The organism is Clostridium autoethanogenum DSM 10061 (assembly GCF_001484725.1).
In the GTDB taxonomy this organism is placed as follows: domain Bacteria; phylum Bacillota; class Clostridia; order Clostridiales; family Clostridiaceae; genus Clostridium_B; species Clostridium_B ljungdahlii.
Map to the genome: position 1 here is coordinate 786,898 of NZ_CP012395.1, position 12,896 is coordinate 799,793.

A 12,896-nucleotide genomic window follows, 5' to 3' on the forward strand; every position below is an offset into this window, starting at 1 on the left:
AAAACCCCATTTTTCACATTCTACTATAAAAAAAAGTTCCTAGAACAACTAAGAAAAAAAAGTTTAAAATAGTAAATTTCACTAAATATTCCTTCTTCTTCTGTGGATATTCATTGGCAAATATCTTATATGAAATAAGGCTAGCTAAAGAAGCAATTGGAGTTCCAAGTCCCCCAATATTTGCACCGCAAAATAAAGCATAGCTATATTTTGTAAAAGGAGCCAACAAAATTGTGCTCGGTACATTGCTGATTATTTGACTTAAAATAATCGAGACAATATAACTTGCTCCCATGGTTTGAGTAATATTTGATAAATTACTTTTCAAAATAGATATATTTGATATATTGCCAACTGCAATAAAAAAGCATATAAAAGTAATTAGCAATTTATAATCAACCTTTTTAAAGGTACTTTTGTTTAAAATGAGAGTAATTAGTACTACTACAAATAATGAAGCTAAATAATACACCATACCAAAAACACTTAAAATTATAAGAACAAATAATATTGAAAATATACTAATTTTCTTTTTTTCAACTATTTTAATGCAACTCATATCACAATTAATTTGCTTTGGCTTAATAATAAAACTTATTAATATAATTAAAATTAAACTAATAATACAAATTGGTAGTGAAAAATTGAAAAAACTTTTTGCATTTAGTTTAAAAAATGAAAAAATATAAAGATTTTGTGGATTCCCCATGGGTGTTGCACTGCTTCCCAAATTTGCAGAAATTGTTACCATAACTGAAGGTATAATAATATTAAAATCACTTTTCTGTGAGATTAACACCATAATGGGCAGCACCGTCAATAATGACACATCATTTGTTAAAAGCATTGAAAATACAAATGAAATTAAACACAATACTTGAGTTAATATTCTTTGATTTTTACAACTATTTAAAATAGCTACCGAAATGTAACTAAGCAAAGAGTATTCTTCAAAAACTTTTATTATAATCATTAATTCAAATAAGCAAGCTATTACTTTGAAATCTATGTAATCTATACGAGGGATATTAAAAAAAGAAGTAATTATTACTGCTAATAAAGAAGCCGAGAAAAAAATATCTTCACACAATTTTAATTTTATTTTATTTAACACATTTATAGCCATATTTCCCCCTAGAGAAAACATCAAAAAATTACCCGTACTTCAAAATCAGCACAAGGCTTGTCTACGTTGCCGCAATGTAAAACTTATTGCCGCTAAACTTTTCTATCCAATCCATAATTCTAACGAATTATATAGAAAGAACCAGTTTATCAAACATTAGTGTAAATCTTATTTACTAATAAGTCAATATTTATTTCAATTTCTTATTTATCCACCTTTATACGCTATTTGAGTCAGATGTAAAAGCTTTTCAATTGCTAATTTAATGTTTGACAACTTACATCTTATCTGTATATGATAAATTTGTTTATATAATTTTTTATCAATGAATCTTACTTAGTGGGATTTTGTTTCTCCCACTAAGTTTAGATGAATTATCTAGGGGCGTAGCTACTGTTATCTCCCACTTTGATAGAAAAGCAGATATTCCAAATCTTTGATTTGGTATAGTCGCTTTCGCTGTGTGCGTGGGAGTGTTACAGTAAGTAGCCATCAGATAAGAACAATAAATAACAGGAAGGTTAATATATGGGAACAAATACAGTAATAACTCAAATAATATCGTTATTTTTAGTTGCATTAGTAGGTTTTTATGGAGGAAAGAAAAATATTATAGATGAAAATTTATCAAATGGATTGTCCAAGCTATTAGTAGAAATAACCACTCCTTTTTTAGTTATTTCTTCATTTAGTATTTCTTATGGTTCAAACGTTGCAAATAATATTATAAGGACTTTTATCTACAGCTTCATAATATTTATATTAACTCCACTATTAGTAAAGCCTTTGCTTATAGGAGTTGATAAAAGCAAGAAGAACGTTCTTGAATTTGCAATGGTGTTTTCAAACTGCGGCTTTATGGGATTTCCTGTAGCTCAAAGTATTTTTGGAAACGAAGGAGTCGTTTATGCTGCTATATTTAACATGGTTTTCAATATCTTTGTATGGACTTATGGTGTAATGTTATTTAATAATACAAGCAGCTTTAAAGAAGTAATAAAATCTCTTAAAAATCCAGGAATAGTTTCTGCAGTAATTGGACTTTTAATTATGATATTTTCAATAAAAATTCCCCCTATTTTTATGAGCACAATGAAGATGGTGGGAAGCCTAACAACTCCTATATCTATGCTTATAATAGGAAGTTTATTGTCAAGAAGTGAGCTTAGTAAAATCATTAAAGACAAGAGTATGTATTATGGTTCACTCATAAAACTTATACTTATACCAGCAGCATTATACTTGGTTTCGCTCTTATTTAAAGAACATTCCATGGTATTAAAGACATTAATCTTAATGCAAGCTATGCCTGCTGGAGCATTTACAACAATTTTTGCAGAAAACTTTAACAAAAATAAAGAGTATTCTGCTTTTATAGTATCCTTTTCATCACTGCTTTCAATAGTTACTATACCAATTGTAATTAAACTTTTTATATAGAATTTCTAACCAGAAAATTAACTTATACCAGCCATATACTAACAAATTTCATCACACTAAAAACTTTTTATAAGTCTAAAGCTCGGTATTTTGAAAATCTAAAGAAGCTTATATAAACTCGTACCTCAGACATATATAAGCTTCTAAGATTTTCTAAAATACCTCACTAAGACTTATAAAAAAAGTTTTTAAATGTGCTTTCAATTTTGTTAGTATATTTTATGTATAAGTTAAAATTTCAATTAGAATCACTCATATATAGATGGTTAACTCTACAGTTAAACTTATCCAAATTTCCAGTTTAATTTAAATGCTAAAGTTATAAATTTAGTTTTAAACTTTACAATCTGCATAGGTATTCTAACTAAAAAATCAACTTATACGCAGGCATATTTTTACAATAATGAAGCTTTTTTAGAATTTTTTACTTAGAATTATCAAAATATTTAATGAGCTAAAGTTTGTAAAAAATATCAGGAGTATAAGTTGATTTTTCGTTTAGACACTCTATACAGAAATTATATAAATTTTTGAACCTTTTTGAGCTAAGGTGTCTCTTATATAATAGGTGCACCTAAAAAAGGAGGTAATTAAGTGAATAACATCGACATAATACAGCGCTGTAAAGAAGGTGATCTAGATGCCTTTAATATATTATTTGAAGAATACAGTGTAAAAGCTGTACGTACTGTATATCTTATAACCGGTCAAAAAGATATTGCAGAAGATATAGCTCAAGAAGCATTTATAAAATGTTTCAATCAAATAAAAAAATTAAAAAAAGCAGAGGCTTTTGAATCATGGTTCTATCGCCTTCTTACAAGAATATGCTGGAGGTACTGTTCAAAACAAAAAAACAACCTGTGTATTGATGATATCAATGATAAAAATACAGTTTCAAGCAACTCACTATCTGACATAACAGAAAAAAATGAAATAAAACATCTTGTGGATAAGGCCCTTGATAAATTGAGTATGCCTTTAAAAACAACCGTTATCCTATACTATTATAATGAGTTGTCCATAAAAGAAATAGCACATGTATTAGGATGTTTTGAAGGTACGATAAAATCTCGACTGCATAACGCTAGGAAATTACTTAAGAAAGAATTTTTAACTGAAAATTTTGAAGGTTACTATTTCAATGATAATAAGGATGTGAGGTGTAATGAAAATGCTTAATCAAGAACAATTTGATAAAAATATAAAAAAAGCTTTATTAAACAAATCTCAGGATATAGTACCATCTGATAACATGTTTGAAAATATAAAATCTGAAATTAAATCAAATAGGAGTGATAAATATATGTCTAGAGAAAAATTCTTACCTTTTAGTTTAAATATTAAAAAAACTGTCATTGCTGCTTCCTGCGGATTTCTTATACTGGCAGGCTCAGTTGTTGCATCTCCAAATTTAAGGGCTTCAGCTCTTCAGAGTATAGGTAAATATGTTGATGGTTATACAGATGTGAAGGATTACAATAAAGCTCCATCTAAAGCAGATTTACAAAAAGATTTAGGTTATATTGTAAAAATACCTGACTCTCTTTCTGGAGGATATATGCTGGTTGAAGCCGGTGTAGATGGACATATAGATGGTGCAACCCCGGATAAACAATATGATAATAGAGGCGCATATGCAACCTATACCATAAATAATGATAGAAAAACAACCTTAACTCTTGGAGCTGCAAAAAGATCTGTAGAAGCAGATGCTCCAATATTTAAAAATGCCGTACCTGTAAAAATAGGCAGCATTACAGGATATTTTACACAATATAAAGTACATGAAGCACCTGAAGGCACTAAATTTTCAGCTAAAGAAAAGCAGGATATTAAAGATGGCAAGGAAGTTCTAATTGGTATTGGAAGCAAAAATAAAAATGTTAAGCTCAAAGAAAAGTTTAGCCAAGAATGTGCATTAAAGTGGAAAGATAATGGTATAAACTATCAACTTACTTCTATGGGCAATTTAAGTGAAAGTCAAATGTCTGAATTGGCTCAATATGTAATAAGCTCCAAATAGTTGTTATGGCTGGTATAAGTATAAAATTCACTTATACCAGCCATATATTAGTAAATTTAAAATTTTTAATCCAGTGAATAGATCACATCACCTAATTGTTCAGCTTCTGCTTTGTCATGAGTAACCAGTATAATAGTCCTTCTATTTTCGCTGTAAATCATTAAAAATTTCTCTATTATATTACTTTTTAATTTATCATCAAGTCCCTTAAAGGGCTCATCCATCAAAAGCAGATCGCTTTTATAGGCAAATGCCCTAGCAAGTGCAACTCTTCTTTTCATTCCTCCACTTAATTTATAAGGGAGCTTGTCTTTATAATCCCACAATTCTACCATATTCAAAAATTTTCTTACAGCTAAATCCACTCTACCTTTGTCCATAGTAGATTTTAATACAAAAGCCACATTATCATATACACTAAGATATGGAATCAATCTATCCTCTTGAAATACATAAGATATGGTACTGCCTTTTAAATTAACTTCTCCATTATAATCTTTTTCAATTCCACTTATTATATTTAACAATGTAGTCTTACCGCATCCTGAGGGTCCAAGAATAGCTGTAATCCTATTTTTCAAGAATTTCATATTTAAATTATAAAAAACAGGTACTCCCTCATAGTATTTACTCAATCTACTTATTGTAACTTCATATTGGTCTTCATTTTTCTTTTCCATAAAATCACCCTCTTTATCAATGCACAATTCACAATTTTAGTAAGCAACTACTTTTTTGCTCTACTCAAGTAATACTTAAATATTTTTTCAAAAATAAAACTTAAAATTACAATTACAATAGTCCACGCAAAGAGTTCTGGTGTTTCCAAAGTTGTTTTAGCATTCAAAAGATTTAGTCCTATAGAATAATTAGGAGTACTTAACACTTCAGATGCCACTGAAACCTTCCATCCAATTCCAAGACACATAAATATTCCTGATATAATATAATTTTTTATACTCGGTAGATATATATCTTTTATCACATACTTTTGCTTTACATTATATACACTCGCCATCTGTATTAAATATTTATCTACAGACTTTATACCTTCAATTACATTTGTATATATTATTGGAAAACATATAAGTATAGCTGTAAAAATCACCACATTAGATGAATTGAACCATACTAAAGCTATAATAATTATAGATATAACTGGAGTAGATTTTACAGTAACTACAAGGGGTTCTAATAATTCTTCTATAGATTTATTCATTCCTGCAATTACACCAGTTATAATTCCAATAGCTATGGATAATAAAATTCCAATAATCACTCTTAATATACTATTAAAAACGCTTTTCCAAAAATAATTTTTCCCCATTAGAATTATTAGGGTTTTTAGTACTTCAAATGGTGAAGGTAAAAGAAGAGAATTATTCATAAAAAGGGAGCAAAGCTCCCAAATCAGCATCCAAAATATTAGTATAGATAGTTTTTTAATTATTTTTGTTTCCACTGTAATAGAAATTTTCATCCGGCATTTTTCCTCCAATGGATTTTGGATTATTCTCGTTTAAAACTTCATAAAATTTCTCCAAGGCCTGCTTTCCATCTTTAGCACTTATAAATACTATGTTACTCTTTGGAATAGCCATTTCTGCTACTTTAGCCTTTGGAATTATACTTTCCTTTGCTATAAGTTCTCCTGATTCTTGTTTATTTTTATTTACAAAGTCTACTGATTCTTTATATTTGCTCAAGAAGCTGTCTAAATCCTTTCCTCTCTTGTCTATAAATGATTTTCTAAAAACTAAAGTTCCCATTACAAGCTTGCTCTGTCCTTGGGAAGCCTTGTCCCACTCTTTTGTCAAATCTATAGGTATTCTCAAGTTACTGTCTTTCATTTTAGTTGTAGTCACAAAAGGTTCTGGTAAAACAGCTAGATCCACTTTTTTAGATGCTATTGCTTCAGCTAGATCACTGTGATCCATTTTATAATCAATAGTCAAATCTTTTCCTGGCTCCAATCCATTCTTCTTTAATATGTAATTTAGTACATACTCAGGAGTAGATCCCTTACCACTTGAATAAATGGTCTTTCCCTTCAAGTCAGCTATGCTGTTTACTGTATTTCCATTTTCCACAATGTATAAGACACCTAATGTATTTATTCCAACTAACTCAACTTGACCTTTGGTTTTATTATATAAAATTGGTGCAAGGTTAGATGGAACTGCCGCACCATCCAATTCTCCATTTACAATTTTAGACACTATTTGATCTGCAGAATTGTAAACAGTAATATCATAATCATTCTTGTTTTCCATAAGTTTTGCCATACCCATTCCAGTAGGTCCCTTTAAAGCAGCTATTTTAATTTTATCTTTTTTAGCTGAAGCTGAAGTTGCAGTTGAATCATTAGAACAACCTGCTGCAAATAGGGTTGAAATTATAATCATAAATGACATTATAAATATACCTATCTTCTTTTTCATAAAATTCCTCCTATAGCTAATTAACTTAAAACATAGACATAATTCTATTTATTATTTATTTTATTATAACATTATCTCCAAGCTTTAATTAATTTTATATTTAGAATTTTTAAAAATATAGGTTGACATAATAAACCTTTTGGATTAAAATAAAAGTATTAACAATATATACCATAAATTGCTATCAATTTAGTATATTAAAAATATCTTAAATTTCACAGTTATCAATCCATATCTTAACCTGATCTTTTACTTTAAGTTTAAGATCAGCAATAGTTATCTAAAAGTATTACCTTTAAAAAGATAATTGTTAATAACTGAAAAATATTTATTAATAAAGGCATTTGAAAGAAAATAACGAGTCAAAGATGCGACGAATATTTTTTATCAGACTAGGAGGCAGGTTCCGCAGATAGTGAATCCTATCTAAGGGTTCTGGCGACGAAGTATGGTAAAAAATAGGCTAGCATACTGACTGGTTATTTCTTTGAAAATGCCTAAGCATCTTTGTAGCTATATATTTAAGATGTTTATTAAATTTCAAAAATTTGTTCAGCATAAGGAGGAATCAATATGAAAGCATTACTTTTAGCTGGAGGCAAAGGCACTAGACTAAGACCTTTGACAGACAAACTTCCAAAACCAATGGTCCCAATTATGGGTAAACCGCTTATAGAAAGAACTATACTAAAGTTAAAAGAATCTGGTGTTAGTGAAATTGTCATAAGCACCTGTTATAAATCTGATTATATTGAAAATTATTTAGGTGATGGTAAAAAATATGGATTAAAAATACATTATATCTCCGAAGACTTGCCTTTAGGTACAGGAGGCGCCATAAAAAATGCTGAAAGTTTCTTTGATGACACTTTTATAATCATGAATTCAGATATAGTACATAATCTATGCTACTCTGATTTCATAAAATTTCATAGAGAAAAAAGAGCTTCTGTTTCTATAGCTATGACTGAAGTAAAAGATCCATCTCAGTATGGGGTTATAGAATTTGACGGAGACAGCTATATAAAAGCTTTTAAAGAAAAACCTAAAGCAGGAGAAACCAACTCAAAATGGATAAATGCAGGAGTGTATATATTTGATCCAGAAGTACTAAAAGAAATACCTGAAAAGGAAATTGTATCTATAGAAAAAGACACTTATCCACTGCTTTTGAATAAAAGCTATAAAATGGCTGCTTACAAATACACCGACTACTGGATAGATATAGGCACAATAAAAAAATATATAAAAGCACATGTAGATATATTGTACAGCAACTGCAATAAACTTATGAAAACAAAAAATCTTACAAATAAGAGCAATATAATTTTTAAAAATAAAAGTGTTAAAATTCATCCCAGTGTTAAAATAATAGGACCTGTATTTATAGGTCAGGACTGTATCATTGAAGCAAACTCTCAGATAGGTCCTTATGTAGTTTTAGGTAACAACTGCCATATTGGTAGTTCCTGCAATGTAAGCAAGAGTGTACTGTGGGATAGAATAAATGTACATGAAAATGTTAATCTGACAAATTCTGTAGTAGCTTCAGATTGCACTATAGAAAAATATTGCAATATAACTAATTCAGCTTATGTTTCAAACAATTATAATAATAATTTACTTGCAATATAAAAACTTAAGAGGTGATATCGTTGAAAAAAAATATAGTATTTTTGAGTACCTATCCGCCACGTGCCTGTGGGATAGCTACTTTTACTGCCGATCTTGTAAAAAATTTGAAAAATAAGTTTTCTTCCAATTCCTATAAAATAGCTGCTGTCAATGATGAAAATTATAAATATCCAAAGGAAGTATCCTTCACCTTAAATCAATTTGACAAAAAATCCTATATTCATCTTGCCAATATGCTAAATAATTCAGATACTAATTTAGTTATATTAGAACATGAATATGGAATATATGGTGGAGACTGCGGAGAATATATATTAGATTTTGTAAATAATTTAAATATTCCATTTATAACTACGTTTCATACCATACTTTCAATACCTTCTGAGAAACAAAAACTTATACTTAAAACTTTAGGTAATAAGAGCCAGAAAGTAATTACTATGGGAAAAAGTTCTATAAAAATTTTGATGAACACATATAATATTCCTGAAAACAAAATCATACTTATTCCTCATGGAGTTCCGGATATTGTTGTAGAAGATAGAAATTGTTTAAAAGAAAAACTAGGATATAAAGATAGAAGCATAGTAAGTACCTTTGGACTTCTAAGTCCTGGAAAAGGTATTGAATATGCTATAGAATCTATCTCTAAAGTAGCCCAAAAGCATCCTGAAGTTCTTTATCTGGTGCTAGGGCAAACTCATCCTTGTGTAAAAAAGGAACAAGGTGAAAGTTATAGAAATAAACTTAAGAATTTAGTATCACAATTTGATATTCAAAACAATGTAAAGTTTATAAACAAATATCTTACAAAAAAAGAAATAGTGCAATACCTAACTTTATCTGATATATACATGACTCCTTATTTAGGTAAAGAACAGGCTGTAAGTGGTACTTTAGCCTATGCAGCAGGCTATGGTAGAGTTATTGTTTCCACTCCTTATAGGTATGCGCAAGAAATGTTAAGCAAAAATAGAGGACTTCTTGCAAAGTTTAAAGATGCAGATTCCCTGGCAGAGGCTGTGAATTTCTTATTGGATAACCCACTTAAGCGGCGTAACATGGAAAAGGCTACCATGAAGTTAGGCATGAAAATGAGATGGCCTTCTGTTGCAGCACAATATGAAAATCTATTTGCTTCTGTTATAAAAAGCAGTGAAATTGCAACTCAGGTGGTGTAATATATGCTTACCTTTGAAGAAAAAGATTCTGTACCCCTTTTTATCATGACTGACGATACTGGAATGATACAGCACAGTGTATTTTCAGTTCCGGATCCAAATTCAGGATACACTACAGATGACAATGCAAGGGCTCTCATTGTAGCTGTAATGCTGTATGAAAAATTCAAAAGTGAAAAGTATATAAAATTAATTTTTACATACACTTCATTTTTGCTCTATGCTCAAAATAAAAGAGGAACTTTTAAAAATTTTATGGCCTACAATAGAAATTTCATTGAAGAGGAAGGCTCTGAAGATTGTTTTGGAAGATGCCTGTGGTCACTAGGGTATACGCTCCAATCAAAAATTATTCCATCCTCTATAAAACATGCAGTTGAAAATATGATATTAAAAGCCTTACCCAATGTAAAGTCACTGTCTTACACTCACAGTAAAGCTTACTGCCTTTTGGGACTAAATTTGATTTACGATGAACTTTTAGAAACCAGTTCTACATTTAAAATTTCAAAGTATACTGTAAAAGAAGATATAATTACGCTCTCAGATTCTCTTGTAGAGAATTTTAAATGTTACAGCAGTGATTCCTGGAAGTGGTTTGAAAATAGTCTCACTTATGGTAATGGCATATTTCCCTGGTGCCTTTTAAAAAGTAGCAATGCATTAAACAATAGGGAGTATCTAGATATTGCCCTAGAAGCTTTAAATTTTTTGGAGCAGCAGTGTTTTAAACAGGATTATTTTAAACCTATAGGAAATAATGGTTGGTTTAAAAGAAATGATTCTCATCCATGCGAATTTGATGAACAGCCTTTAGAGGCCTGCGGAACAGCTCTTATGTATATGGAAGCTTACAAATTACTTAAAGACACAAAATACTTGGATAAAGCAAAATTATGTTATGAATGGTTTTTAGGTAAAAATTCCGCAAAAAAATCACTTGTAGATAACTTTACAAGGGGAGGCATGGATGGAATAATGGAAAATAAAATGAATTTAAATCAAGGAGCTGAAAGCATCATAGCAAAAATACTAACAGAGCTCCTTCTCTCAAAATATATAGACTTCTAAGTAAAAAATCAACTTATACTGCGTATAAGTTGATTTTTTACTTAAATACCTATTTATATTGCTTTCCTAATTCATCTGCAGCAAGTATAGCAGAATATACATCCTCCTTTGTAACTTCAAATGGCATATTATGCATAGTGTCATTTTCAGCACAGGAAATTTCAGCTACCTTCATTATATCTTCATTATTTACCTTCTTAATACCCAAATCATTTAATGTAATTGGAAGACCAACTTGCAAACAAAAGTCTATGACCTCTTCTATTTCTTCCATAGGGCTGTTTTCAAGAACCAATTGAACTAAAGCTCCAAAAGCAACTTTTTCTCCATGATATAATCCATGACATTCCTCAAGTGCTGTAAATCCATTATGAATAGCATGGGCAGCTGCAAGTCCGCTGCTTTCAAATCCAACTCCACTTAAATAAGTATTTGCCTCAATTATATTTTCTACAGCTTTAGTTGGGACTTTATTTATAACCGCCATTTTAGCTTTGAGACCATCTTCTAAAAGCGTATCATAGCATAACTTTGAAAGTGCAAAAGCAGCTTTTGTAGCCTTTCCGCCTGACATAGTAACAGCCCCTGATCTGACACAAGCTCTTGCCTCAAAATAAGTAGCTAATGCATCTCCCATACCTGAAACTAAAAGCCTTACAGGTGCTTTTGCAACTATAGATGAATCTACAAGTACAAGATCTGGATTTTTAGGAAGTGCCAGATATTCACTAAATACACCTTCATCTGTATATATTACAGAAAGTGCACTACATGGAGCATCTGTTGCTGCTATAGTTGGAACTATTACAACTGGGACTTTGGCATAATATGCTACAGCTTTTGCTGTATCAAATATCTTTCCTCCTCCTATGCCAATTACAACATTATTTTTATTTTCTTTTAACTTTTTACACAGTCTATCTATTTCATTTTTGGAACATTCTCCATTAAAAGCTTCAAATGCTAACAAAGAATCTTTTCCTTTAAAACTTTCTTCTATTGCATCTCTTGTTCTCTTAATTCCATTTTCACTAGCTATGATAAAAAAACTATCTCCAAGATTTTCAACGTAGTTAGATATATTTTTAAGCTCACCGTTTCCCTGTACATATTTTCCTGTAGAAATAATAATTCTTGACATCTTTAACCACTCCTAATCTTAGTTATTTTTTTAACAAAATACATCTGTATTATAACATTAAACCTTCTGTTACAAAAGTTAAAAATATCCACAAATATAATATATTTGTGGATATTTTACTACTTTCTCTTTATTCTATGCTTTTGAGGTTTTAAAGTAAGTTCTGTTACTACCAAGTTAGAAGGTTCCCTAAGTACCCATTCCACCACATCTGCTGTATCTTTACAACTTATATAAAAGTCTTCACTACTATCATCTTCACTGAAATTTGCATTTCTATAGAAATTTGATTTTGTCATATCTGGATGTATTGTTATTATTTTTACACCTGTTTTTCTCACTTCACTAAAAAGACTTTCAGAAAAATGAGTTAACCCTGCTTTTGTAGCAGAATAAGCACAACCATAAGTGCTTATTTCCTTTGCTGTAACTGATGATATATTTATTATAACTCCCTTATTTTTCTTAAGCTGCCTCATCAGTATACTACAGAGTACCATAGGTACTTCTAAATTCACCGTTATCATTTCATGTATCTTTCTAGGATTTAATTCTTCATGGGGGCCAAAGTATCCTACTCCGGCATTATTCACAAGTAAAAATATTTCACCTTTGGCCTTTATTTCATCTATTCTCTGGAAGAATTTATTTGTATTTGTTATATCACAGATTTCCCTTATAAAATTAGAACTATCAAATTCTACCTTGGAAAAATCTCTACCAAATCCGTAAACCTTATAACCCATATTCAATAGTCTCTGAGCTATTTCAAATCCTATACCTGAAGAAGCTCCCGTCACAATTGCAGTTTTCATCCTTACACCCTCTCTGTAAT

At 30.0% G+C, this 12,896-nt stretch carries 12 protein-coding genes; 6 read left to right on the plus strand and 6 right to left on the minus strand.

Annotation, left to right across the window (positions count from 1 at the left end):
* Positions 1 to 13: 13 nt before the first annotated feature.
* A complete protein-coding gene (locus tag CLAU_RS03405) occupies positions 14 to 1,126 on the minus strand; it encodes an SLC13 family permease (protein ID WP_242825678.1) in 1,113 nt (370 codons plus the stop codon).
* A gap of 528 nt (positions 1,127 to 1,654) precedes the next feature.
* On the opposite strand from CLAU_RS03405, the gene CLAU_RS03410 reads away from it, so the two are divergent.
* The 3 genes from CLAU_RS03410 (at position 1,655) to CLAU_RS03420 (ending at position 4,592) form a co-directional block, all read left to right on the plus strand.
* Entirely contained in the window at positions 1,655 to 2,566 is a 912-nt protein-coding gene (locus CLAU_RS03410) for an AEC family transporter (RefSeq protein WP_013239296.1), read from the plus strand.
* Positions 2,567 to 3,160: 594 nt separating this feature from the next.
* The gene (locus tag CLAU_RS03415; protein WP_013239297.1) at positions 3,161 to 3,748 is read left to right on the plus strand and encodes an RNA polymerase sigma factor; all 588 of its coding nucleotides are present in this window, start codon (positions 3,161 to 3,163) and stop codon (positions 3,746 to 3,748) included.
* Entirely contained in the window at positions 3,735 to 4,592 is an 858-nt protein-coding gene (locus CLAU_RS03420; RefSeq protein ID WP_029170007.1) for a hypothetical protein, read from the plus strand. The genes CLAU_RS03415 and CLAU_RS03420 overlap by 14 nt, the downstream gene beginning before the upstream one ends.
* 65 nt (positions 4,593 to 4,657) lie before the next feature.
* Here CLAU_RS03420 and CLAU_RS03425 read toward each other — a convergent pair whose 3' ends face one another.
* From CLAU_RS03425 to CLAU_RS03435, 3 genes are read right to left on the minus strand one after another with little or no spacing between them, the layout of a single operon-like run.
* Positions 4,658 to 5,272, minus strand: coding sequence for an ABC transporter ATP-binding protein (locus CLAU_RS03425; protein WP_013239299.1), 615 nt, complete (start codon positions 5,270 to 5,272; stop codon positions 4,658 to 4,660).
* A gap of 47 nt (positions 5,273 to 5,319) precedes the next feature.
* On the minus strand, positions 5,320 to 6,072 hold the full coding sequence (locus CLAU_RS03430; RefSeq protein ID WP_013239300.1) for an ABC transporter permease: 753 nt from the start codon (positions 6,070 to 6,072) through the stop codon (positions 5,320 to 5,322).
* Positions 6,035 to 7,033: an ABC transporter substrate-binding protein gene (locus tag CLAU_RS03435; protein ID WP_013239301.1), complete on the minus strand. Its 999-nt coding sequence runs from the start codon at positions 7,031 to 7,033 to the stop codon at positions 6,035 to 6,037. Before CLAU_RS03435 ends, CLAU_RS03430 begins: the two co-directional genes overlap by 38 nt.
* Before the next feature lie 573 nt (positions 7,034 to 7,606).
* On the opposite strand from CLAU_RS03435, the gene CLAU_RS03440 reads away from it, so the two are divergent.
* From CLAU_RS03440 to CLAU_RS03450, 3 genes are read left to right on the plus strand one after another with little or no spacing between them, the layout of a single operon-like run.
* Positions 7,607 to 8,668, plus strand: a complete 1,062-nt coding sequence (locus tag CLAU_RS03440; RefSeq protein ID WP_013239302.1) for a nucleotidyltransferase family protein — start codon at positions 7,607 to 7,609, stop codon at positions 8,666 to 8,668.
* A 20-nt stretch (positions 8,669 to 8,688) separates the two neighbouring features.
* Positions 8,689 to 9,849: a glycosyltransferase family 4 protein gene (locus tag CLAU_RS03445; protein WP_013239303.1), complete on the plus strand. Its 1,161-nt coding sequence runs from the start codon at positions 8,689 to 8,691 to the stop codon at positions 9,847 to 9,849.
* Between the two features lie 3 nt (positions 9,850 to 9,852).
* Positions 9,853 to 10,920, plus strand: coding sequence for an AGE family epimerase/isomerase (locus CLAU_RS03450; RefSeq protein WP_013239304.1), 1,068 nt, complete (start codon positions 9,853 to 9,855; stop codon positions 10,918 to 10,920).
* Positions 10,921 to 10,969: 49 nt separating this feature from the next.
* On the opposite strand, the gene CLAU_RS03455 is transcribed toward CLAU_RS03450, so the two are convergent.
* Together CLAU_RS03455 and CLAU_RS03460 are read right to left on the minus strand one after the other, a co-directional pair.
* Positions 10,970 to 12,061 carry a glycerol dehydrogenase gene (locus tag CLAU_RS03455; RefSeq protein ID WP_013239305.1) on the minus strand — a complete coding sequence of 364 codons (1,092 nt, stop codon included), beginning with the start codon at positions 12,059 to 12,061 and terminating at the stop codon, positions 10,970 to 10,972.
* Positions 12,062 to 12,180: 119 nt separating this feature from the next.
* Positions 12,181 to 12,876: an SDR family oxidoreductase gene (locus CLAU_RS03460; RefSeq protein WP_023161957.1), complete on the minus strand. Its 696-nt coding sequence runs from the start codon at positions 12,874 to 12,876 to the stop codon at positions 12,181 to 12,183.
* Positions 12,877 to 12,896: the final 20 nt, after the last annotated feature.

Coding starts and splice junctions, on each gene's coding strand:
- CLAU_RS03435 (WP_013239301.1), bottom strand. CDS start 7,033: ATGAAAAAGAAGATAGGTATATTTATAATGTCATTTATGATTATAATT.
- CLAU_RS03455 (WP_013239305.1), bottom strand. CDS start 12,061: ATGTCAAGAATTATTATTTCTACAGGAAAATATGTACAGGGAAACGGT.
- CLAU_RS03420 (WP_029170007.1), top strand. CDS start 3,735: ATGAAAATGCTTAATCAAGAACAATTTGATAAAAATATAAAAAAAGCT.
- CLAU_RS03405 (WP_242825678.1), bottom strand. CDS start 1,126: ATGGCTATAAATGTGTTAAATAAAATAAAATTAAAATTGTGTGAAGAT.
- CLAU_RS03410 (WP_013239296.1), top strand. CDS start 1,655: ATGGGAACAAATACAGTAATAACTCAAATAATATCGTTATTTTTAGTT.
- CLAU_RS03460 (WP_023161957.1), bottom strand. CDS start 12,876: ATGAAAACTGCAATTGTGACGGGAGCTTCTTCAGGTATAGGATTTGAA.
- CLAU_RS03430 (WP_013239300.1), bottom strand. CDS start 6,072: ATGAAAATTTCTATTACAGTGGAAACAAAAATAATTAAAAAACTATCT.
- CLAU_RS03450 (WP_013239304.1), top strand. CDS start 9,853: ATGCTTACCTTTGAAGAAAAAGATTCTGTACCCCTTTTTATCATGACT.
- CLAU_RS03425 (WP_013239299.1), bottom strand. CDS start 5,272: ATGGAAAAGAAAAATGAAGACCAATATGAAGTTACAATAAGTAGATTG.
- CLAU_RS03440 (WP_013239302.1), top strand. CDS start 7,607: ATGAAAGCATTACTTTTAGCTGGAGGCAAAGGCACTAGACTAAGACCT.